Origin of the sequence: Nannocystis exedens (assembly GCF_002343915.1) — a bacterium.
Lineage (GTDB): Bacteria > Myxococcota_A > Polyangia > Nannocystales > Nannocystaceae > Nannocystis > Nannocystis exedens.
Window position 1 is genome coordinate 2,714,468 of sequence record NZ_NETK01000001.1, and the last position, 22,123, is coordinate 2,736,590.

Genomic DNA, 22,123 nt, shown 5'->3' on the forward strand with positions numbered 1-22,123 from the left:
GCCGCTCCCGTGCCGACGCCCGTCGTCGCCGCTCCCGCGCCGAAACCCGTCGTCTCCGCTCCCGCGACGCCCGTCGTCTCCGCGCCCGCATCCGCCGTCTCCGCGCCCGCGCCGAAGCCCGTCGTCTCCGCTCCCGCGACGCCCGTCGTCTCCGCGCCCGCATCCGCCGTCTCCGCTCCCGCGCCGAAGCCCGTCGTCCCCGCTCCCGCGCCGTTCGCCTCTGCTCTCGCCACGACGCCCGTCCTCTCCGCTCCCGCGACGCCCGTCCTCTCCGCTCCCGCGCCGTCCACCCTCGCCGCTCCCGCGCCGGCGCCCGTCCTCTCCGCTCCCTCCACGCCCGCGCCGGCGCCCGTCGTCTCCGCTCCCGCGCAGCCCGCCGTCGACGCTGCCCCCGCGCCGGAGCCCGACGCCGAGGTCCCCGAGCCCGTCGTCGAGCTCGCCGGGCCGACCCCGCCGCCGCAGGCAGCCGCGCTGGCCGGGACCGACACGCCGACGCGGATGTCGGGCTCGAACTCCTCGAGCTTCAGCCACCCGCCCGTACCGGCGCCGGCGACCATTCACGAGGGCGAGGTGCTCGCCGACCGCTACCGCGTGCATCACCGCCTCGGCAAGGGCGGCATGGGCGAGGTCTACCTCGCCGAGCACATGGACATCGGCCGCAAGGTCGCGATCAAGACCCTCAACGCCCACCTGCAGGACAAGCCGGAGATCGCCGATCGCTTCATGCAGGAGGCGCGGACGTCGTCGCGGGTCCGCCACTCGAACATCGTCGACATCACCGACTTCGGCAAGACCGACCACGGCGCGCCGTTCTTCGTCATGGAGTACCTCGAGGGCGAGGACCTCAAGTCGGTGCTCAAGCGCGAGCGCGTGCTGCCGTGGGAGCGCGCCCGCGACATCCTCCTGCAGGTGTGCGCCGCGCTGTCGGCCGCGCACGCGCACGGCCTGGTCCACCGCGACCTCAAGCCCGACAACATCTACCTGATCCGCCAGGGCGACCAGGAGCTGGTCAAGGTGCTCGACTTCGGCATCGCCAAGATCATCAGCGACGCCGGCGACGAGATGACCCAGACCGGCGTGCTGCTCGGCACGCCCGAGTACATGTCGCCCGAGCAGGCCCAGGAGGAGCCGCTCGACGGCCGCTCCGACATCTACGCGATGGGCGTGCTGATGTTCCGCATGTTCACCGGCCGCCTGCCGTTCCGCGCCAAGGCGTTCATGGCGGTGCTGAGCATGCACATGCACCAGCCGCCGCCGCGGCCGAGCGAGGTCGACCCGAGCCACCCGGTCAGCGAGCGCCAGGAGGCGGTGATCCTGCGCTGCCTGGCCAAGCGGCCCGAGGATCGGTTCCAGACCGCCGACGAGCTGGCGGCGGCGATCCGCGAGATCGACGCCGCCGGGGCGTTCGACATCCACTTCGAGATGGTCCAGGCCCCGCCGCCGCGCCGGCTCCTCGGTCCGGCGCTCGCCGCCGTCGGTCTGGCCGCCGTCGTCGGCGTCGCGGTGTTCCTGGCCGTCCGCCCACCTGCCCCGCAGGACATGCCCGAACAGCCAGCCCCGTCGCTGGCCGCCGCGCCCGCGGCCGAGCCGCCCGCCCCCGCGACCCCGCCCGCGCCCCCGACGCCCGAGCCGACGCCGGTGGCTCAACCTGTCCCCGAGGACACCCCACCGCCGGCCTCGCCCGAGCCGGCGGGCACGCTCGCCAAGAAGAAGGAGAAGGAGCCGAAGCCGTCCGCGGCCGCCAAGGCGCCCGCGAGCAAGGCGCCGCTGGCCGCGCTCGGCGACGCCGAGATCAAGGCCGCCGCGGCCGGGCTGTCGGGCGCGCTGCGGGCGTGCTCGGAGCTGGGGATCCCCGGCACCACCTACAAGGTCGACGTCGAGGTCGGCACCAGCGGCAAGGTCACCAGCGCGACCGCCCACAAGCCGGCCCGCGGCTCGGACCTCGGCAACTGCATCGAGGAGGCGGCCGAGCGCGCCCGCTTCCCCGCGCTCGCGTCGCCGCAGAAGGTCACCCTGGCCCTGCGGCTGTGACGGCGGGTCCCATCGACATGTCCCCCAGGGCATGTCCCCTGCGACATGCCGTCGGCCCGCCGACCGGCGCCTGCTCGGAAGGACATGTCACATGTCCCCCAGGGCATCTCGTGACTCAGCTCTTCGGCACCAGCGCGGCCGCGCGCACCGGATCGAGGCCGGCGAGGCGGGCCAGCGCCGCGTCGACGGCGGCCTTCTCGGCCGGCTGGCCCTTCGGCGCGCTGCGGACGTGGCCCTCGAGGCAGCGGGCCGCCAGCTCCGGCTCCCACGCGTCGAGGTGCTGCCCGTCGATCTCCCCGACCAGCCCCGCGAACAGCGAGCGCGCCAGCCCGAGCTCGCCGCCGTCGAGGCAGGCCTCGGCCAGCTCGACGCGACGGAGGAAGCGGGACCGCCCGCCCACGGCCGACTGCACGCGCACGGCCCCGAGGCGCAGGCCCTCCTCGCGCTTGCCGCGGAGCAGGCCCTTGATCTGCGCGATCGCGGCGTCGTCGATCCCGCTGGCCACCGGAGCGGCGATCACGATCTGCGCCGGCCCGCCCGCAGCCGGGGCCGCCGCCGCACCGCCGCCACCACCGCCGCCGCCGAGCGCCTCGCGCTCGAGCAGCGCCCGGGTCGCGTCGCTGCACATCGGCGCGCCCGAGTTGTCCTTGAGCTCGAAGATCTTCGGCAGGCGCGTCAGCAGGGCGCCGACCTCGGCCAGAAGGCCGCGCAGCGCCGCGTCGTGGTCCGGGCCGAGGTGCTTCAGCGCCTCGATGCTGTAGCGGTGGAGGTCGAGCGTGAACCGGTTCATCGGCAGCAGCGACTCGCTGTTCTCGACCAGCTCGGCCCACTTGCCGGCGTTCATCAGCGCCTCGAGGCGGTTGCGCTCGCCCTCGGGCAGGCCGTTGATCGCCGTGTTGCCGTCGGGGCGGATCGGCGGCGGCGCGGCGATGTAGATCCACAGGCCCGAGCGCAGCAGGCGGTAGGCCAGCGCGTCGCTGGTCTTGGCCCGACGCAGCGCGTGCGCCAGCTTGACCAGCTCCTCGCCGGTGCCGCGCAGGAACCTGTCGACCGCGGCGAGGTCGGCGGTCGGCGCGGCGGCGACGGTCTTGGGCGGCTCGACCACCACCGCCGGCTTCGGCGGGCTGGCCTGAGGGACAGGCGGCGGCGCAGCCTGCTGCGGCGGAGGCGGAGGCGGAGGCGGCGGTGCGGCCTGCGGCGGCGGCGGCGGCGGGCCTCGACCTTCGGCGGCGGCGGCGGCGGTGCGGCCGGCTTGGGCGGCTCGGGCGCGGGGATCGTCAGCAAGAGCTGATCGATCGACTGCAGCAGCGGGCGCAGGTTGGGCGCCTGGTCGGCGTAGCGGGCGCGCGTCACCTGTTGCAGCCGCGTCGCGCTGTCCTTGAGCTGCTCGAGCGCCGCGCGCTCGTTCGGCTTCGGCTGCCACGCGCCCAGCTCGGGCTCGACCTGCTCGAGCATGCCGCGCAGCGCCCCCGCCCGGCCGCGCAGGCGGGCCGCCGGCGGGAACGCGGTGTCCCAGAACGCGTCGGCGACCTCGGCGAGGATCGCCAGGCCGAGCGCGAGCCCGTCGATGCGCCGCGTCTTGAACCGCGCCAGCGCCTGGTGGCACACCACCCGCAGGTCCTTCGCCTGCGTCTTCAGCACGGTGTCGGCGTTCTGCACGATCGCCGCCCAGTCGATCGCCCCGCCGGTCGGCGACTGCAGCTTGTCGATCTCGGCGAGGATCGCCTGGTACTCGCTCGACTCGGTCGGGTCGCGCCCGGCCGGGTTGGCGCCGGCGATCGGCGCCAGCCACGGCCCGGCGATGTCCTTCGGGGTCGGCTTGGCCGGCGCCGGCGGCGGCTCGGGCGCGGCGGCCGGCGCGGCCGGCGGCGCCGCAGGGGTCGCCGCGGCCGCGGGCGCCGGCGCGGCCGCAGCGGCCGGCGCGGCGGCTGCCTGTTGGGACATGTCCGGAGCGACCTGTCCCGAAGGCGCTTCGGGCTGCGGCTCGGCCTTGGGCTCGGGCGGCAGGGTCGCCTGGATGCTCTCGAGCAGGTCGGTCCACTCCTTGAAGGAGGGCACGTGGTCGCCGAGCTTGTCGCGCGCGCGGCCGCGGAGCTGCTTGCTGGCGGTGACGAGGGCGGTGATCGCCGCGCGGTCGGAGACCTGCGGCGTGTAGCTCTGCAGCGCCGCGGCGGCGTGCTCGAGCAGCCACTTGAGCGCGGTGCCGCGGCCCTTGAGGCGGGCGACCGGCGGGTACATCGTGTCCCAGAAGCGGTCGAACAGGCCGTCGACGACGAGGACGCCGACGGCGAGGCCGTGGATCCCGCGGGTCTTGTGCAGGGCGAAGGCGGTGTAGGCGGCGACGAGGAGGTCCTTGGCGACCTTGCCGAGGATCTCGCGGCCGAGGCTCTCGACGCGCGCCCAGCCGACGGCCTCGCCGATCGGCGAGTTCTCCTTGTCGACCTCGACCCGCAGCTCCTGGTAGCGCTCGTCGGTGCTGGGGTTCTTGCCGCCGGGCTCGGCGGCGGAGATCGGCGCGAGCAGGGCCTCGGCCTCCTTGATGAACACCTCGGCGATCGCCACGGCTCCCTCCTATTCCCCTCGGCTCACTCGCGCGAGCCCGTGCTCTTCTCCAGCCGCCCGAGCAGCGACAGCGTGAACGAGGCGCTGTTGTGCGTGAGGTGCGGCTGCAGCAGCAATTGACAGCGGTACCAGCCGGTCTGCCCCTCGACCGACTCGACCTTGATCGAGGCCTTGCGCAGCGGCTTCCTCGCCCGCGTCTCCCAGTGCGGGTTCTCGACGTCGGACACGAAGCCGCGCAGCCAGTCGGTCAGCTCTTTCTGCAGGGTCTGGCGGCTGTCCCACTGGCCGAGCCGCTCGCTCTGCACGCGCTTGATGTAGTGCGACAGCCGGCACACCAGGAACATGTACGGCAGCTGGGCGCCGAGCCGCTCCGAGGCCTGGGCCGCGCGGCCCTCCTCGGTGTCGGCGTACTTGCGCGGCCGCTGGGTCGACGAGGCCGAGTGGATCATCGCCCCGCCCGACGCGCGGTCGTAGACGAGGGCGATGAAGCCCTCCTCGCTGAGCATGTGCTCGATGCGGCTGGTGATCAGGCACTCGAACGGGCAGCGCGGCGCGAGGCCCGGCATCGACGGGAAGCCGATCTGCGTCAGCCCCTCGATCATCCCGCCGGCGCGCGAGCCGATGATGTACACGCACCAGCGCGTGCGCGCGAAGCTGTCGATCGCCCGCACCGCGAACGCGAACGAGGCCCGGCCCCACAGGTAGTGCTCGTGGTCGTCCTCGACGCGTTCGCGGTAGCGCAGCGGCATGAACGGGTCGCCGTCGACGCGGTACGGCACGCGCAGCAAGAACCGCGGCAGGCACAGGCCGACGTAGCGCGCGTCCTCGGTGTCGCGGAACGAGTGCCACAGGCGGTAGCGCGGGCCGCCGAGGATCGCCCGCAGGTCGCGGACGCGCGGCATCTGGTCGAGACACTCGAGGCCGAAGAAGCCGGCCGCGGCGTTGGCGATGAACGGCGAGTGAGCCATCGCCGCCACCGCGGCGCACTGGCGCAGGAGCCCGAGGTCCTCGGCGCCCGGGCCGAAGTCGTAGTCGGCGCAGATCAGCCCGTACGGCTTGCCGCCGAAGGTCGCGTAGGCGCTCGAGTACACCAGGCGGTACAGCCCCGACTGGGGGATCTCCGGCGCGTCGGCGAAGTCGTCGGCGAGCTCCTGCTTCGTCACGCTGACCAGCTCGATGAACGTGTTGTCGCCCTCGCGCACGTGCTCGACCACGAACCGCAGCCCGCGCCACGCCGCCTCGAGCGCCTGCACGTTCGGGTGGTGCAGGATGAGGTCGAGCTGGGCGCTCAGGCGGCGGTCGAGCTCGGCGATCATGCTGTCGACGTGGACCGCGTCGACCAGCTCCGGCGCGCGCCAGGCCGCCGTGCGGGCCAGGCCGGCGAGCACCGTCTTGAGCCCGCGGCGGACCCTGGGGCGGTCGCTCTCGGGCACGCCCTCGAGCAGCGCTTCGAGCACCGTCGCCAAGGTCAGCTGCCTCCGCAGGGCGCCATGTTGGTGAACAGCCGCTTGGGCGGCAGCACGTCGGCGGCGCGGACCAGCGACAGGAACTGCTTGCTGCCGTTCGGCAGGCCGAAGAACGCGGTGCCGCCGCGGACCCGGCGCGGCCGCACGCGCACGTCGAGCACGCCGAGGTTGTACGAGGTCATGTCGAAGCGGAAGTTGACGACCTCGTCGCCCTTGAACTCGGGCACCGTCGACGGCGGCTTCTCGAGCAGCTCGAACAGGCCCCACTCGCCGGACATCGCCAGCACCTTGTTGGTCTGGCGGCCGTAGGCCTTGAGCGACGCGCCGTGCTCCTCCTTGCCGGGCCAGCGCATGAGCGTCGGCTTCTCGTTGCCGCACGCGAACTCGATCTTCTTGCCCTCGACGGTGACCTCGACCTTGCTGACCTGCGGGTTGCAGGCGAGGATGAGCTCGAAGTCGACGCGCAGCTCCTCGTTCTGGAAGAACACCGTGCCGATGTCCTGGGCGCGGTTGAGGAAGCGGATCACGCCGGGGTCGAGCTTGGGCCCGTCGTTGCGGCCGCGGTCGCGCAGCTCGACGGTGTTGCCCTCGAGCACCACGTAGCCGGACAACAGCTCCTCGCGGGCCTTGCGGATGAAGCCGTTCTCGGGGTGGAAGAACTCCTCGAAGTCGGCGACGGCCGCGTCGCTGCGCGAGTCGGCGGCGAACGGGTAGCGGCCGTCGAAGCGCTCGTACATCGGGTCGACGATGCGCGCGCACCAGTCGGCCACCGCGCCGGTGCCCTGGTCGCGGACCAGCATGCGCAGCAGCTCCTCGAGCGGCGTGACCAGCAGCTTGGTCGTGCCCGCGGTCCAGGTGTCGAGCTCGGCGTCCTGCACCAGCGACTTGGTGAAGTCGATCGCGCCGCGCAGCTGCTCGACCAGCGCCTTCTCCTCCTCCTTGTTCTCGAGCGCCTTGCCGATCGCGTCGCGCAGCTCCTTGAGCCGCCCGTGGTACTGGTCGAGCCCGGCGGTGCCCTCCTTGCCCTCGGGGGCGACGCCGAAGATCACCAGGCGCGCGAACTCCTTGCGCACCGCGTCGGCCTTGACCAGCCCGCCGGTGTTCTTGTCCTTGTCCTTGCTCAGCAGGGCGAGCAGCGACTTGTTGTCGCCGTAGTCGTAGTCGTCGGCGATCTCGGTGTGGCGCTTGAGCTCGGCGAACACCCGCCACAGCGGCAGGCGCGGGCCCTTGACCAGCTCGCCCATCAGCCGCTTGCCCTCGTCGAGGCTGGTCGGAGGGGCGATCCGCGTGCGCTGGATGAAGCGGCGCCACTCCTCCGTGTACATCTTGAAGTACTCGGTCCGCATCTCGGCGCCGCGCCGGCGCTGGCGCTGGCTGGCCTGCGCCTGGTCGAGCCCGAGCACCCACGAGTCGGCCTCGAGCGCGCTCGCCAGCTCGCGCTTGACGTAGGCCCAGCCCTCGATCGTGAACGCCGCCCGCACCTCGGTGCCGTCGTTCTCGAGGTCCGGCAGGCCGGTCAGCGTGCGCAGGTTGACCTTCGACAGCTCCTGGATGCCGTTGACCTCGTCGACGATCTTCTCGACCTCGGCCCGCACCGAGTCCTCGCGCTTGAGGATCTCCTGCGCCTGCTCGATCAGCAGCGGGTCGCGCGGCAGGTTGAAGTCGCTGTCCTGCGCGAGGTCGATGTACTTGTCGACCGCGCGCTCGATCGCCGCGTACTCGGCGGTGCCGACCTGCGTGCGCGCGCTGCCCGACCAGCGGATCCGCAGCGTCTCGCGCAGGAACTTCGACTCCTGCGAGATCGGCTGCATCTCGTAGCTCTTCTTGTCGCCGGTGACGAGCAGGTAGAACCGCAGCGACAGGCGGTTGCGGATCCGGTCCTCGATGTCGGGGATCAGCTCCGGCGACTCGAAGCGGGCCGCGAAGTCGCGCAGCTCCGCCTCGGCCTTGTCGCGCAGGGTCGAGGTCACGCCGGCGAACATCGCGTCCTTGTAGAAGCTGCGCAGCGGCGGCACGACCTCGTCGCGGAACAGGCCCCACTCCCGCACCTCGTCGCGGTCGTCGCCGCTCTCGTCCTCCCAGCGGGCCAGGAGCTCGCGCAGCGGCACGATCTTGCCGCTCTCGACCGGGACCCGCCGGCGTCCGCCGAGCTCGGCCGCCGCCGCGGCGCTGGCGTCGGCGGTCTGCTGGTTGAGCTCGCGGTTGCGGCCGGCCGCGCCGGCCGAGTCGAGCGCGACGTACAGGCCGACCATGCCGAGCGACGCGCCGACGGCGATCCGCTTGATCGCCGACCGCTGCAGCGCGCGGGTGGTCCGGCGCGCCAGGCCGCCGGCGCGCAGCACGTGCGTGCCGATCAGCTCCTCGGCGAAGATCCGCCTGCTCGGCGCCGGGTCGGGCGCGGCCGGGGTGAAGCTGCCGCGTGTCTTTTTGGCCAGGTTCTCGAGGACGGCGTCGACGACCGGCTCGCCGTCCTGCATCGCGCTGGTGAGGAACACGCCGCGCAGGCGCACCGGGTCGCCGCCGCGGGCCGCGAGCACGCGCTGGGCGATGGCGGCCAGCGGCTCCTGCATGCCGGCGATCTGCTGCACGAGGGTGTAGATCCGGCCCTGGCGCGGCGGGTCGGGCTCGCGGAAGCGGCTGAGCAGGCGCAGCGCGCGGCGGTCGAGCCAGCCGGCCAGCGCGTCGAAGCGCGAGCGCAGCTCCTTGACCGCGAGCTCCTCGCTGCGGCCGTCGGGCAGCTCGAAGCCGAGCGGCGCGCTCAGGGTCTCGAACGCGCCGAGCACGTCGCCGAAGCCCGACAGGCGGTCGAGGCGGGTGACGACCAGGAACACCGGCACGTGGACCTGCAGGTTCGTCACCAGGTCGGAGACCTCCGCGGCGAGCAGGTCGCCGATCTCGCCGGCGCGGGCGATCGGGTCGGGCGCGGTGACGAGGTCGTCGGCGGCGACGCACAGCACGATCGCGTGCAGCGGCTGGTCGCGCTTGCTCAGCAGCTTGAGCTCCGCGAGCCACGACTTGCGCAGGTCCTCGCGGTGCGCGAGCGCGTGCGGGACCTCGACGAACACCGCCTGGCCCGGCGCGCTGAACAGCCGCGGGCGGTCCTCCGGGGCGGCGCTGGCGTCGGCGCCCTTGACCGGGCCGTTGTGGTCGTACTCCGGCAGGCGCTTCGGGTGCGGCGCGCCGAGCAGGCGCGTCTTGCCGTGGCCCTGCAGGCCGAGCACCGCCACCCACGGCGCGTCGAGGCGGGCGCTGACGAGGCGCGGCCGCGCCGGCGCGGTCGACCGCTGGTGGCGATCGACGTGCTTCAGCGTGGCCGCGACGTCGCGCAGCCGGTTGGCGAAGTCGAGCTGCTCCTGGCTGGCCTTCGGGTTGGCCTTGTCGACCGCCGCCTTCTTGGCGCGCAGGAAATTGATGAACGTGACGATGCCGGCGATGATGACGACGACCGCCATCAGCGCCGCCGTCCACCACACGTACTCCTGCGGCAGCTTGAGGTAGCGGACCGCGGCGACCATCGCGGCGATCGCCGCGCCGGCGATCGTCAGGACGTAGATCATCCCCTTCACGGCACGCCCTCCTGCAGCCGACCAGCCAGCGCCTCGGCGTCCTCGGACAGCTCGCTCTCGTAGCCGCACAGCAGCGCGACCGAGAACAGCAGCGCGATCGCGCCGATCCAGACCGCGAGGTTACTGGTGCGACCCGGACGCTTCCACTCGGCCTCGGCCGGGGGCGGCAGGCCGTCCTCGAGCGCGAGCCGGTCCTTCAGCTTGTCGCCGACGCGGCGGCACAATTCGTCGAAGCCCCGCTCGTTCGAGCGCGCGACGTACTTGCCGCGGAACCCGAGGAACAGGCAGGTCGCGTACACCTGCAGCACGTCGAGCGCGTCCTCGTCGTCGCGGCGGGCGCCGAGCAGCTTCTCGAGGTGGACGAAGAAGTTCTCGCCGGCCCGGACCTCGTTGAAGTAGTCGCGCTGCAGCAGGTGGTCGACCCAGAAGTCGGCGACCGGCCCCGGCGTGGCCTGGGCGACCTCGTCGATGAAGGCGACCAGCGCGTACTTGATGAGCCGGGCGTTCTCGGCCCCGAACCCGGCCTTGCGCGCCGCGGCCTCGGTCGCCTCGACCTGGTCGACCGCGCTGCGGTGGAGCGTCGCCACGTCGGTGACGCCCTCGGGCTGCTGCAGCAGGAGCGCGTGGTCGAAGCAGACCCGCGTCACCTCGTAGATCCGGTGCATGCGCTAGTCCTCCCGCGCCAAGATCCCCATCAGCGTGACCTTGGCCCGCCGCGGGTCGTAGGGCGGCTTGATGTAGATGGCGATGGTCCGCTCGTTGAGGATCTCGCGCCAGTGCGGGTCGTCGGTGGTCACCATGAAGTAGACCTGCCGCGGGCGGATCGGGATCTCCGGCGGCGGGCGGTGGGCCGTCTTCAGCGGCACGCCGAGCACGTTGTTCTTGACGACCAGCGGGATGCGCTTCCAGCTGGCGATCTTGGCCAGCTCCGGCACCTCGTTGGCGACCTGCTGCTGCTCGCCCTCGGCCTCGACCGCCAGCACCCACTGCGTGCAGCGCTGCAGCCGGTCGTCGCGCAGCTCGCCGATCCACGAGTTGTCCTGGCGGGCCCGCAGCGGCACCGTCACGAACGCCTCCTGGATCACGAGGCCGAGCAGGCGCTTGATCTCGCTGGTCAGCTTGCCGAACGCGCTCTGCAGGTCGTTGTACTGGAACGCCGGCAGCTCGGCCGGGTCGCCCTCGGAGGAGAACGTCATCAGCGCGCCGCACAGCCGCGACAGCTCGACGTACACCGGCCACGGCGAGGTCGCCGGCGCCTCGCTGAAGTGCTTGAGCACCGGGATCGCGCCGCTCAAGGTCTGCAGGAACAAGTAGCGGGTGATGTCCTGGGCGTTGAACTCGATGCGCACGCCGTCGCGGGTGCGCCGCTCCTCGGCGAGGCGGCGCCGCTTGGTCACCGACAGGCTGAGCAGGTCCTGCAGCGAGGCGAGCAGCGCCGGCGCGGCGCCGATCGCCAGGCACGGCGGGATGTACTCGTCGTTGAGGCGGAAGCCGCCGGTCTCGTCGCGCACGATCTCGGCGACCTTGATCGCCGCGTAGTCGTCGCGCGGCTCGCTGCCGAACAGCAGCACCAGGTTCGGCTCGCTGAACTGCAGCTCGCGCTCGCTGCGGGCCAGCGTCAGGTCGAACACGTTGCGCGTGACCGTCTTGTAGCGCTGCAGCCCCGCGGTGACCTCGGCGCCGGCGTAGTTGGCCACGCCCTCGCGCAGGGTCGGCAGGGCCAGGAACACCTCGACCGAGCGCATGCTCGGCGGGAACGCCGGCCCGATCGGGCGGCTCGCCGGGCGGCTCTGGCTGGTCGCCTCGAACATCACGGCGGTCCCGTCGGGCAGGACGCCGCGGAAGGAGGTCAGCGCCAGCTGGCCCGCCTTGATCGCGCCGGCGTCGAACGAGATCGCCGCGACGCCCCAGGACAGCGCGGTCATCGCCCCCAGCCGCGCCGCCAGGTTCTGCTCGTGATACAGGTCCTGCTGCTGCATGTGCTGCGGGCACAGCAGCATCCCCTCGTTCCACACGGGTCGTCCGCTCAGCATCGCGTAATCCTCTCAGTCCTAGCGTCCGGGCAGCTTCGGGGCGGTCGGCGCCGTCGGCTTCGACGGCATGCTCGGCGCCGACGGGGCGCTCGGGGCCGACGGGGTCGTCGGAGTCGTCGGGGTCTTCGGCACCTGCGGCGTCTTGGGCACCTTGGGCACCTCGGCCTTCTTTTTCTTCTTCTTCGGCTTCTTCTTGGCGGTCGACGGCGCCGCGCACACGGTCTCGAAGGTCGACAGCTCGAAGCCCGACGGCGCGAACGCCCCGCCGGACAGCTCGCTGCGCTCGAGCGAGACGTACAGGCACGGCAGCGTCGGCTCCTCGTCCTCGGCCACGGCGGCGCACTGGTCGTCGCGGGTGTTCGGCGGCACCGCCATCGAGGTGTACCAGGCCGAGCCGATCTTCTCGCGGAACTGGGCCACCACGACCAGGTGCGTGGTGTTCGGCTTGAGCGCGATCGTCATCTTGTCGCGCGTCAGCTTGTCGGCCGTCGACGGGTAGGCGACCAGCTCGCGCTTGTCGACGAACTCGTCGCCGAACACCTTCTCGCCCTCGGTCGCGATCGCGTCAGGGTCGAGCGGCTGGTCGAGGCTGGTGATGCCCTTCAGCTGGTACACCACCAGCGTCGTCGGCCACGACTCGCCGCCCTCGCCGACGTTGACGACGTCCGACACCTGGATCAGCGCCTGTACGGCCGGCTGCGCCTCGCACGGCGGCTTCGACTCGTCACCGGCCCGGCAGCCGAACGCCGCCGCGGCCAACACCAGCGCCGCGGGCCACACGACCGCCGACGGCACCCTTCCCTCGCGCCCTGTCACAGCGGCGAAGGTAGCAGAAACCGCCGCAGCTCTAGCAGAACGATTCGCCGTGCTCGTTGCCGCTCACGGGGTCGCACGGGCGCTCGCGCATCACACCAGCGTGGGCGTGACACCGGTCGACTGCAGCGGCGACTCGTCGTCGGCGCGCGCGAACAGCTCGACGAGATCGCCGCGGCGCAGCTCGGCCACCTGCGCGACGATATCGCGCCCCGACAGCGAGCGACGCAGCGCCACCACCACGTCGAAGCAGCCCGCGACGTAGGCCCGCAGGTGCGTCGGATCGGCGCCCGCCGACGTCAGCGCCAGCGTCGCCTGCATCCGCTCGAGCCCGACCTCGACGTTGTCGGCCGCCAGCGCCGCGATCGTCGCGCCGCCGGGGCGCCTCGCCGTCGCGCACAGCTCCGCGACCTCGACCCCGCCGACGTCCTGCACGAACAGGAAGTCGGGTCGCATCCGCGCCGCGCTGCGCACCGCCGCCGAGGCGTCGCGGCCCGCGTCGAGGACGATCGCCCGGCTCGCCAGCGCCGCCGCCACCGGGCCGCGGTGGACCACGACCACTCGTGCGTCGCCGGGCAGCTCCATCGCCATCGCCCCGAGCAGCGCGCTCGCGTCGGCGCGGGTCGATGCGCACACAAGGAAATTGAGGCGCTGCCGCAGCGCCGCCGCCAGCATCTCGGCGGCCGCGGGCGACAGCGTCTTGCGCTCGCCGAGCTGCGACAGCGACAGCGTGTCGCCCGCCGCGCGGGTCAGCACGAGGATCGGGCCGGCGGCGGCGATCGGTCGCCCGACGGCGTGGACGGCCACGCCTGCCTCGGTGACGCCGTCGACGATCGGCGCGGTCGCGGTGGTGCGGGTGCCGATCAGCCGCTCGAGCGCCAGGTTCACCGCCTGCTCGCACGAGAAGCGGGCCGGGTGGCGCGAGCGCTGCTCGCCGCGGCGGACCTCGATGTGACTCGCGCCGGCGACCAGCACCTCCGACACCGCGGGGTCGGCGAGGATGTCGTCGAGGGGACCGGTGCCCGCGACCTCCTGCGCCAGCCAGTCGATCCACTGCCGGCGCTGACGCGGGTCGGCCATCGTCAGCGTGCGCTCGACGATCTCGCGCGCGGCCGCGAGCGCGCGGACCCGCGCCTGCGGCCCCGGGGGCTCGCCGAGCAGCGCCTCCGACGTCTGGCGGAACGCCAGCGCGAGCGCGTCGTCGAGCGTGCGCGGCGGCTCCGGGTCGGGCTCGGTGCGGCGCGGGGCCACGGCCGTGCGGCGCATATCCGCGCCGTAGGGGCGGGCCGGCACGTCGGCGGCCGGCTCCGGCGAGATCCGGAACGAGCCGCTGCCCGGCGGGCCGACCTGCTCGACCACGCGCACGGGCACGTCCTGCGCCGCGATCGGATCGGCGGGCGTCGGCTCCGCCGAGCCGAGCAGCAGATCCGGCGGCTCGCCGATCGGCTCCGGTCCGCCATGGAACTCGTCGTACTCGGCCGGCGGCTCGCCGTACGCCTGCGGGTCCTCGAAGTCGGGGCCCGCCGAGTACGACTCCTGGACCTCGTGGCCCTCCTCGGCCCGCTCGAAGTGGAGCGTGAACACGCCGATGTCGACGGCGTCGTGCGGCGCGAGGACCACCGGTCCGCGCACCATCTCGCCGTTGACGAAGGTGCCGTTGGTCGAGTTGTTGTCGACCAGCACGATGCCCTCTTCGTTCTCGATCACGCGGGCGTGGACGCTCGACACGCGGTTGTTCGGCAACACCACGTGGTTGCGGTCGACGCGACCGACCGTGATCTGCGGCAGCGTGAACTCGTGGACCTCGTCCTGGCTGGAGTCTTGGCGGCGGATCGTGACGCGGATCATCAGAGGTTGCTCCCGCGCGCGCGCGGCGGTCTGCTCGACATGATTGACTCGAGTCGGGCGGGAAGGTAAGGCCTATGGTACCCATGAGCCAGGTGGAGCGGCACATGAATCTGCGGGCGCCTTCGAACTCCGACCTTCGAGGCAAGCTCGCCTGGTGTCGACCCCTCGCGGTGCTCCTCCTCACGGCTCTGAGCGTGAGCGCATGCGCTCGCCGGCTCGATCTCACTCCCGGCGAGCTCGGACGCATCAAAGAGAAGGACTCCGAGCTCAAGACCCTGCGCGTGGTCCCCAACAAGAAGCTCATCTCGATCTACCGCGAGTCGTCGGTCAATCAGAGCTACGACGTCACCAAGCGCAAGATCACCGAGCGCGGCGCCTACCGCCCGCTCGAGCGCATCATCGGCAAGAACACCCCCGGCAAGGTGGTCGCCACCACCGAGCAGAACGGCATGCCGGTGCTGTGGGTCAGCTTCGACAACGAGTGCGAAGACACCGCCTGCAGCTACGCCTTCGCCCAGACCGAGCTCGATCGCTACACCCTCATCAAGGTCCCCGACCGCGAGAAGTACGACGAGCCGATCAGCTACCGCCGCAACACCTTCAAGCGCAACCAGCTGCGCTACACCAAGCAGCGCTCGCTCGCCGAGGCCAACGAGGTGTTCGCCGTGGTCCGCAAGTCCGGCAAGGTCCTCACCATCGACCTGCAGATCCGCAAGGACACCTACCGCCCGACCCGCTCCGCCGTCGAGCGCGCCGGCGGCGCGGACTGAACCTGTCCGCGAGGACAGCTCGCACCCGGCCCGCGCGGTCGCCTGACCGTCGAGTCGGGTGCCCGCGCGTCCGCAACGGCCCGGACAGCTGCCCGCGGCGAACCTCGCGCGACAGATCTGCTCCCTCGCCGAACCGCCCGTCCCGGCCACGCGGCGAACCGCAGTTCGTCGATGACGCGCCGTTCGCCTCGCCGTCGCGGCCGAGCGAATCCCCGCGCCGCTGCTGCCCTCCCCGACCGTCCCCGGCGGTCCGGTGTTCTCCAGCCTGGTGCGTGTCCTTTTCGACATGTTCGAAGGGACACCGATGCTCCACGACCCGCTCCCCGCGCCGATGCAGCGAGCGTGGACGGAGCGGCCGCATCGACGGCCACCACGCCGCGTCGCTCGGCGCCCCTGCCGGTCGCGCACCCCGTCAGGGGTCGACGCGGTAGCGCTCGATGAACGGCCCGCGGTCGTCCGACGCGTCGTCCTCGGTGCCGTTGTCGTCGAGCCACAGCGAGACCAGCAGATCGACCGTGCCGTCCTCCTGCTTGTCGGCGAAGATCCCCGCGGGCTCGAGGTCGAGCGGAAACTCGACCGCCTCGGCCCCGCGCGTGCGACCGACCTGCGGATGCACCACCAGCTTGCGCGCCTGCGGCAGCGCGTACACGAGAGCCGGGTAGCCGCTCGCGTCGAGGTCGAGCAGCACGAGGTGGACGTAGTAGACGGGCGGGCCGAACGGCGAATTCGTCTGCGTCGGGCCTGCGTCGGTCCAGGCGGCGATCGGGGTGAAGGCGCCGCCGGTCTCGCCGCGCGCGACGGCGAACTCCCCTGGCTGCTGCCCCTCCCCGGCGACGAACGTGGTCGCCGCGCCGACGAGGTCGACGACCCCGTCGCGATCGACGTCCTGCGCCAGCACCGTCGCCGCCATCGACGGCAACACCGGCGCGTCGGTCAGCGTCCCCGGTGAGAGCACTCCCTGCGCATCGCTTCGCATCGACCACACGCGCCCGAACCCATCGACGAGCACGAGGTCGTCGCGCCCATCGCCGTCGAGATCGACCACCACGGTGACAATGTTGTCCTGCGCCGCGAACGGCCGGAGGTCGAGCTCTTGGTCGAGCTCGAAGAGCTGCCCCGGCGGCGAGTCCGGCTTCACGCGGAACACGTAAGCTCGGTGGAGGTTGGGCGCGAACACCAGCTCCGTCGCCCCGTCGCCGTCGAAGTCGGCGAACCCGCCGTCGAACCGGTTCTCCGGCTCGTCGAACTCGATGTCGTACTCCCAGAAGAGCGACAGCTCGTAGTCGAACCGGTACTCGGGGCGTGTGTGCGGCACGATGCCGCCGAACGCGGCCGACGTGACGTCGTACGACCAGTACTCGTACTGCATGAACGCCAGCAGGTCGGTGAAGCCGTCGCCGTCGAAGTCCCGCCCGCTCGCGCGGTAGACCGAGTGATCGAGGCCATCCTCACCGAGGAAATCCCCCTGGTGCAGCAGATCCCACGACCTGGCGCGCTCCTGTGCCAACAAATAACGACCGCCGAGCCCGCCGCCGTCGGCGTAGTAGTCACGCGCACCGTCTCCATCGAAATCGCCCGCGACGAGCACTCCTGCGCCGAATGCCGCCGGCTTCCGCTCGACCTTGAGACAGACCTCGCCGTCGACCGGGATACCGTCGCCGCAATGTGGGAACGACGATGGCGCCATCTCGTCGCCGCAGGCCAGGACGAATCCAAGGACCCCGAGCAGCGTATGCCGCTGGGCCCGTCCTCTCCCCGGCGCGTGTCCGTCGCCGCCGATGACAGAGCACGGCCTCGGCGTCGCCCACGGAGGACGGCGGCGCCATCTGCCAGTATCGATGTTTGCGCGAGCCCGCGGCACATCCGCCTCCTGCGCCCGTCAGGGCCACAGGAGTGGAGCACGCATGCACCACGCCGGCCCACCCGCCCGCGTTGCGTTGCCACGCGGACCCGCGTTGGGTGCCCCAACGCGAATCGCCTGCCCTCTGCCTAATCGCCGGCGGGCACCTGCGTCATGTTCTCGAGCCGGGTGCGGGTCCAGGCGCTGCGGGGGGCGATGAACACCCCGTCTTTGAACACCAGCGGGCGCTTCTCGGCGGCGTCGATGCGCTCCTCGCAGGGCGTCGCGGTGTTCTTGGGGTCGCAGTCCTTGCTGCGGATCGTCTCGTCGACGATCGGCACGCCCTTCTCGAACTTGAGCATGCGGACCAGGTCGTAGCGGCGGATCCACCCGTCCTTGAGCGTCAGCTCGAAGTGGTCGGACAGGAGGAAGCGGGCCGGGCCGATGTCGACGCCGTCCTCGATCATCGGCGCGCTGACGAAGCGCTGCTCGACCAGCGGCAGCAGCTGGGCCTCGCGCGAGCACGGCTTGTTCGTGCCCTGCTCTTTGGGACAGGTCTCGCTCTCGACCACCAGCACCTTCGCGTCCTCGCCGAGCGGCTCCAGGCGCAGGCGGGCGCGCTGGGCGGGGGCCTGGACGCTGCCGATCCCGCGGACCTCGAGGCCGCGCTCGACCCACCGGACCAGCGCGACCGGGCCGAGCGCGTCGCCGTTGCCGAGGTCCTGGATCCGCGCCCACACCAGCAGCGCGCCGTCCTCGCCCTGCGTGAACGTGACGTCGGCGTCGGTGAGGCGGCGCTTGTCGAGCGGGCGCGCGGCGGCCCGCGGGTCGTCCTTGAGGTTCTCGGGCCAGGTCACCGCGATCGGCCGGCCGCTGCACTCGCGCGGCTCGTCGGGCGGCTCCATCGCCATGCGGTTGAAGTTGCGGACCAGCACCGAGTACCACACGTCGACCGGCAGGGTCTGGGTGTCGGCCTCGCTGGCGCGCTCGGCCGCCACCATCGACGGGCAGATCGGCAGGTCGCGCTCCTTCGGCTTGCAGGCGCCGGCGGCGAGGAGCAGCGCCGTCCCGGCGAACATCGTCATCATCGACCTACGCATCTTCGTCCTCCTCGGCGTCTTCGTTCGACTGCACGCGGATCCCCGCGCGCGCCAGCTCCTCGCGGATCGCTCGCCCGGCCGCGCTGCGGAACACCCGGCCGAGGCCCTCGTCGCCGTCGCCGAACACCGACTCGTAGCGCTCCTCGAAGCGGCGCCACAGCGCGCCCGCGCGGGTCGGCCAGGTCGCCGTCACCGAGCGCTCGATCTCCCGCGGCGACAGCGTCTCGCCGACCTTTTGCCCGCCGCCGACCGCCCCGCGCAGCGCCCCGCGCAGGTGGGCCATCGCCGCCGCGAACACCTCCGCCAGCTGGTGCGCCCGCTCCTCGCGGGTGGCGCGCCAGTCGAGCAGGTAGCGCAGCAGGTCGGCCTCCGACTCGGCGATCAGCAGCGGGTTGTCCTCGCCCTCGATGCGCACCCCGAGCTCGCTGCCCTGGCGGTGCATCAGCTCCTGCAGCTCGACGGTGGCGACCGCGAAGGCCCGCAGCGCGGCGACGCAGCGCTCGAGGAAGCGGCGGGTCTCGTCGACGTTGCCGGGCGCGCGCAGACCCTCGAGCACCTGCTCGGCGGCCTGGGCGACCGCGCCGAGCTCGGCCTGCTGGTAGAACTCGGCGCCGCCCTGGTCGAGCGCGGCCGGGCCGTCACCTGACCCGAAGGACAGGGGCGGGAACTCGCGCTGCAGGAGCAGCGCCTCGCCGCGGTCGCGCCCCGTCGACAGCTCGGCCATCGCCGCCGAGAACGCCGCGTCCCAGGCCGCGTGGCCCTCGCGGAGCTTCTCGTACATCGGCCGGAGGCGCAGGATCGCCTGGTGCAGCCGCGACAGGTTCATCTGCTGCGTGCCGCCCTCGACGAGCAGCGACGGCGGCTCGTCGCCGTCGCCGAGCTCGCCCTGCGCCGACCGGCGGTCGCGCATGTGCAGCTCGTCCGGCGGCGTCGGCCCGGGCGCGGACCCGCGGGGACGGGCGCCGCGCGGAGCTGGCTCTTCGAGCAGGTCGGGCGGGCCGTCCTGCTGTTGTTGCTGCTGGGCGCCCTCGACCTTGTGCTCGAACAGCAGCTCGACCGGGCCGATGCTGATCTTCACGCGGCCGCGGACCTCGACGCGGCCGCCGGAGGCGACGCGCTGGCCGTCGACGGTGAGGCCGTTGGCGCCGCCGAGGTCCTCGACGCGGGCCCCGCGGGCGTCGAACTTGGCGACCGCGTGCCACGACGACACGAACTTGTACGGCAGGTGGAGCTCGTTGCCGGGGTCGCGGCCGATCCGCACCGGGGCGCGCTGGAACTCGTGGCGCTTCTGCCGGTGCTCCTCGGTGTCGATCACGGTGACGACCAGGCTGAACTTCGGGACCTGTCCTTTGATCACGCCGCCCCCTCGCGCCGCTTGCCCATCGGCACCGCCATGCGGGTGGTGAGGCCGGCTTGCTTGCTGCGGGCCAGCCACAGATCGTCGGCCAGCCGGCGCTCGCCGAGGCGGGCCGGCGGGTACGTCATGTCCTGGATCTCGAGGATCATGTCGAGGTGGAGCGGCTCGTCGAGGAAGGTATCGAGCACCTCCGCGGCGCGCTCGTAGGCGCGGCCGCCGGGCGTGAACTCCTTGTAGTTGTCGCCCGACAGCGGGCCGACGACCACCCGCGCCGCGCCGGAGCGGTGCATCACGCTGGTGCCGAGCACCGCCGTCGCGCCGACGCCGGCCGTGGCCCCGCCGAGGCGCGACCACTCGGCCGGGTCGATCGGCATCCACTCGCCGGTGAACGGCTCGCAGCGGATCGTCGCCGTCCCGAGGCAGTCGTCGAGGGCGATCCGCAGCGCCGCCTCGAGCATCTGCGGCGAGCGCACGCCCGAGGCCAGCACCGGCGCCAGGCGCAGCACCTGGCCGACCGACAGCGCCCGCGCCCGCTCGCCGACCCCGAGCAGCGCCAGCACGCGCAGCGTCCACGGGTCCTTGCCGTCCTCGCGGAAGCCGCCCGGGTAGTCGAGCTGGCGCACCCCGCGGTACAGCAGGCTGAGCAGGCGGTGGTGGAACAGGCCGAGCACCCCGCGCACGACCTCGCCGTGGTCGTCGTCGCGATCTGCCTCTTCGGCCATGTGCAACGGCAGCGGCGTGGCCGCGCCGGTGAGGCCGAAGAAGTCGGCGACCAGGCGGGCGCGCAGGCCGTCGGGGCCGCGCTCGAGCTTCACCGACTCGACCTCCGCGCGCAAGAACCCGAGCCCCGGCGAGTGGCCGAGCAGCACCCGCTCGTCCTGGAAGCGCTCGCCGGCCCCGAGCTCGCCGCCGCCGGTGGCGGCGGTCAGCACGTCGACGGCGGTGAAGAAGTCGACCACGCCTGGCGCTTCGGCCAGGCGCTCGGCCCACGACTCCGCCGTCTCCTTCACAGGCCGATCTGCACGGGCCACGCGAACTCCGCCTTGGAGGGGACCAGGGTGATGACGACCTCGCTGGCCGCGTTGAGGCTGACGAGCGAGCCGAACAGGGCGTTGAGCACCGCGCCGAACACGAACGCGTTGCCGGCCGAGGGGAAGCCGGTCTCGTCGAGCTCGATGCGGGTGCGGACCGCCCGGATCGGGATGCCGTAGACCAGCCGCGTCACCGTCTCGCGCTGCAGCCGGCGCACCGACTCGATCTGGCGCTCGTTGCCGCGGCCGATCTGCACGTTGCCGAGGCCCTGGAGGTTGTAGAGGCCGAGCAACGCGCGCAGCGCCTCGACCTCCACCAGGCCGCGCTGGCCGATCGCCAGGTGCGACAGCATGCGCCACAGCGCCTCGGAGCCGAGCGGCACGCGGATCGGCGCGGTCACCTGGGTGATGTTCTCGTAGCCGCGGAACATCGCGCCCGGGGTGGTCTCGGTGATCTGGCCCGGCTGCAGCTCGCGCGGCAGGCCGCGGTTGGTGCACACCAGCTCGATCGACACCGACTCCTCCTGCGTCGGCGCCGACCCGGCCGGCTCGTCGAGGGTGATGTACGTGTCGACCCCGTCGTCGATCGCCTCGACCCGGCGCAGCGAGTAGTGCGGCGTCGAGCGGGCCGCGCCGGCGTGGGTGAAGCGGTAGAACGGCAGGAACTGGCGCCGCGTGTTGGTCGCGCGGCCGACCCCGGTCACGCCGCGGACCTCGTAGACCTCCATGTGGCGCGGGTCGACGCCGTCGGCCCGCAGCAGGTGCTCGCGCTCGAGCGGCGAGTACTGCACCGGCTCGGCCGCGACCTCGAACAGGTTGACGGCCGGCGTGCAGTGGAGGCGGAACGTGTCCTTGCCGACCTGGGTCGGCAGCGGCGGCGGGCGCTCGAACTCGAGGCGCAGCGTCAGCTCGTTGGTGGTCAGCTTGACCTTCTCGAGCCCGAGCAGGTCGAAGAAGTGGTACTTCTCCGGCAGCGTGAAGTACTCGAGGATCGCGCGGTAGCCGGTCGGCGCGGTGTCGGGCCACGGGAACACCGCGGTGTCGCGCGACAGCCCGACCAGCTCGACCGCCTTGGCCCCGAGCTGGACCGTGCCCCCCTCGCCCTCGCCGGTCTTGGCGGTCGCGCCGGTGAAGTGACGCGACAGCCACATCATCAGCGTCGCCGGCAGCGACGGCTCGCGGTGGTGGAGGAAGAACCGCAGCCGCTCGCACTCGGCCAGCACGCCCTTGCCGGTCTCCGACAGCCGCAGCGTGATCTTGATCGCCGGGCGGGCCGCCACCGAGTCGTCGAGCGACGCGTCGACCACCTCGACCGGCGCGAGGTCGACGTCCCAGCACGTGCGGAACTTGCAGGCTGTCCCTTCGACCAGGCGTGACTGCAGCACCCGCCCCTTGGCCACCCGGTGGCGGTTCCGCAGCGCCCGCATGTTGGGCTGGAACTCGACGATCGTCGCCGCCGGCAGCGGCCGCAGGTAGTGCGGCAGCAGCAGCTCGGCGAGCCCGTGGACGATGCTCGGCGCCACCGCGTCCATGCGCGCGCGGATGCCGGCGGCCTGGAACGCGAACGCCTCGATCAGCCGCTCGACGTCGGGGTCGCTGCTGCGCTCCTTGAGCAGGCCGGCGGTGGCCGGGTTGGCCTCGGCGAACGCGCGCGCCATCTCGGTGATGAACGCGAGCTCGCTCTTGTAGTAGTGCGAAAAGCTCAT

At 72.6% G+C, this 22,123-nt stretch carries 14 protein-coding genes and 1 pseudogene; 2 read left to right on the forward strand and 13 right to left on the reverse strand.

Annotated elements, in window-relative coordinates:
- The first annotated feature begins 498 nt into the window (after positions 1 to 498).
- Positions 499 to 2,031 (forward strand): serine/threonine-protein kinase, encoded by a 1,533-nt coding sequence (locus tag NAEX_RS10575; RefSeq protein WP_143825554.1) that lies wholly within the window; start codon positions 499 to 501, stop codon positions 2,029 to 2,031.
- A gap of 115 nt (positions 2,032 to 2,146) precedes the next feature.
- Here NAEX_RS10575 and NAEX_RS52850 read toward each other — a convergent pair whose 3' ends face one another.
- The 8 genes and pseudogenes from NAEX_RS52850 to NAEX_RS10615 all read right to left on the reverse strand — a co-directional run bounded on the left by NAEX_RS52850 (position 2,147) and on the right by NAEX_RS10615 (position 14,319).
- On the reverse strand, positions 2,147 to 3,136 hold the full coding sequence (locus NAEX_RS52850; protein ID WP_245913671.1) for a type VI secretion system domain-containing protein: 990 nt from the start codon (positions 3,134 to 3,136) through the stop codon (positions 2,147 to 2,149).
- 359 nt (positions 3,137 to 3,495) lie between these two features.
- Positions 3,496 to 4,593, reverse strand: a pseudogene (locus tag NAEX_RS52855) (type VI secretion system ImpA family N-terminal domain-containing protein); the annotation flags it as partial.
- Positions 4,594 to 4,616: 23 nt separating this feature from the next.
- Positions 4,617 to 6,050 carry a type VI secretion system contractile sheath large subunit gene (gene tssC, locus NAEX_RS10590; protein WP_170135627.1) on the reverse strand — a complete coding sequence of 478 codons (1,434 nt, stop codon included), beginning with the start codon at positions 6,048 to 6,050 and terminating at the stop codon, positions 4,617 to 4,619.
- Between the two features lie 11 nt (positions 6,051 to 6,061).
- Positions 6,062 to 9,616 carry a type VI secretion protein IcmF/TssM N-terminal domain-containing protein gene (locus NAEX_RS10595; protein ID WP_100793258.1) on the reverse strand — a complete coding sequence of 1,185 codons (3,555 nt, stop codon included), beginning with the start codon at positions 9,614 to 9,616 and terminating at the stop codon, positions 6,062 to 6,064.
- 5 nt (positions 9,617 to 9,621) lie between these two features.
- Positions 9,622 to 10,290, reverse strand: a complete 669-nt coding sequence (locus NAEX_RS10600; protein ID WP_096327389.1) for a DotU family type IV/VI secretion system protein — start codon at positions 10,288 to 10,290, stop codon at positions 9,622 to 9,624.
- A gap of 3 nt (positions 10,291 to 10,293) precedes the next feature.
- Positions 10,294 to 11,658 carry a type VI secretion system baseplate subunit TssK gene (gene tssK / locus NAEX_RS10605; RefSeq protein ID WP_096327390.1) on the reverse strand — a complete coding sequence of 455 codons (1,365 nt, stop codon included), beginning with the start codon at positions 11,656 to 11,658 and terminating at the stop codon, positions 10,294 to 10,296.
- 18 nt (positions 11,659 to 11,676) lie between these two features.
- Entirely contained in the window at positions 11,677 to 12,474 is a 798-nt protein-coding gene (gene tssJ / locus NAEX_RS10610) for a type VI secretion system lipoprotein TssJ (RefSeq protein ID WP_096327391.1), read from the reverse strand.
- A gap of 90 nt (positions 12,475 to 12,564) precedes the next feature.
- The gene (locus NAEX_RS10615; RefSeq protein ID WP_096327392.1) at positions 12,565 to 14,319 is read right to left on the reverse strand and encodes an ATPase, T2SS/T4P/T4SS family; all 1,755 of its coding nucleotides are present in this window, start codon (positions 14,317 to 14,319) and stop codon (positions 12,565 to 12,567) included.
- A gap of 194 nt (positions 14,320 to 14,513) precedes the next feature.
- On the opposite strand from NAEX_RS10615, the gene NAEX_RS10620 reads away from it, so the two are divergent.
- Positions 14,514 to 15,089: a hypothetical protein gene (locus NAEX_RS10620; protein WP_143140968.1), complete on the forward strand. Its 576-nt coding sequence runs from the start codon at positions 14,514 to 14,516 to the stop codon at positions 15,087 to 15,089.
- Positions 15,090 to 15,501: 412 nt separating this feature from the next.
- Here NAEX_RS10620 and NAEX_RS10625 read toward each other — a convergent pair whose 3' ends face one another.
- The 5 genes from NAEX_RS10625 to tssF all read right to left on the reverse strand — a co-directional run bounded on the left by NAEX_RS10625 (position 15,502) and on the right by tssF (position 22,123).
- The gene (locus tag NAEX_RS10625) at positions 15,502 to 16,776 is read right to left on the reverse strand and encodes an FG-GAP-like repeat-containing protein (protein ID WP_096327394.1); all 1,275 of its coding nucleotides are present in this window, start codon (positions 16,774 to 16,776) and stop codon (positions 15,502 to 15,504) included.
- 302 nt (positions 16,777 to 17,078) lie between these two features.
- A complete protein-coding gene (locus NAEX_RS10630) occupies positions 17,079 to 18,029 on the reverse strand; it encodes a hypothetical protein (RefSeq protein WP_143140969.1) in 951 nt (316 codons plus the stop codon).
- Entirely contained in the window at positions 18,022 to 19,386 is a 1,365-nt protein-coding gene (locus NAEX_RS10635; protein ID WP_170135628.1) for an FHA domain-containing protein, read from the reverse strand. Before NAEX_RS10635 ends, NAEX_RS10630 begins: the two co-directional genes overlap by 8 nt.
- Positions 19,383 to 20,396, reverse strand: coding sequence for a type VI secretion system baseplate subunit TssG (gene tssG, locus NAEX_RS10640; protein ID WP_170135629.1), 1,014 nt, complete (start codon positions 20,394 to 20,396; stop codon positions 19,383 to 19,385). Before tssG ends, NAEX_RS10635 begins: the two co-directional genes overlap by 4 nt.
- Positions 20,393 to 22,123 carry a type VI secretion system baseplate subunit TssF gene (gene tssF, locus NAEX_RS10645; RefSeq protein WP_096327398.1) on the reverse strand — a complete coding sequence of 577 codons (1,731 nt, stop codon included), beginning with the start codon at positions 22,121 to 22,123 and terminating at the stop codon, positions 20,393 to 20,395. Before tssF ends, tssG begins: the two co-directional genes overlap by 4 nt.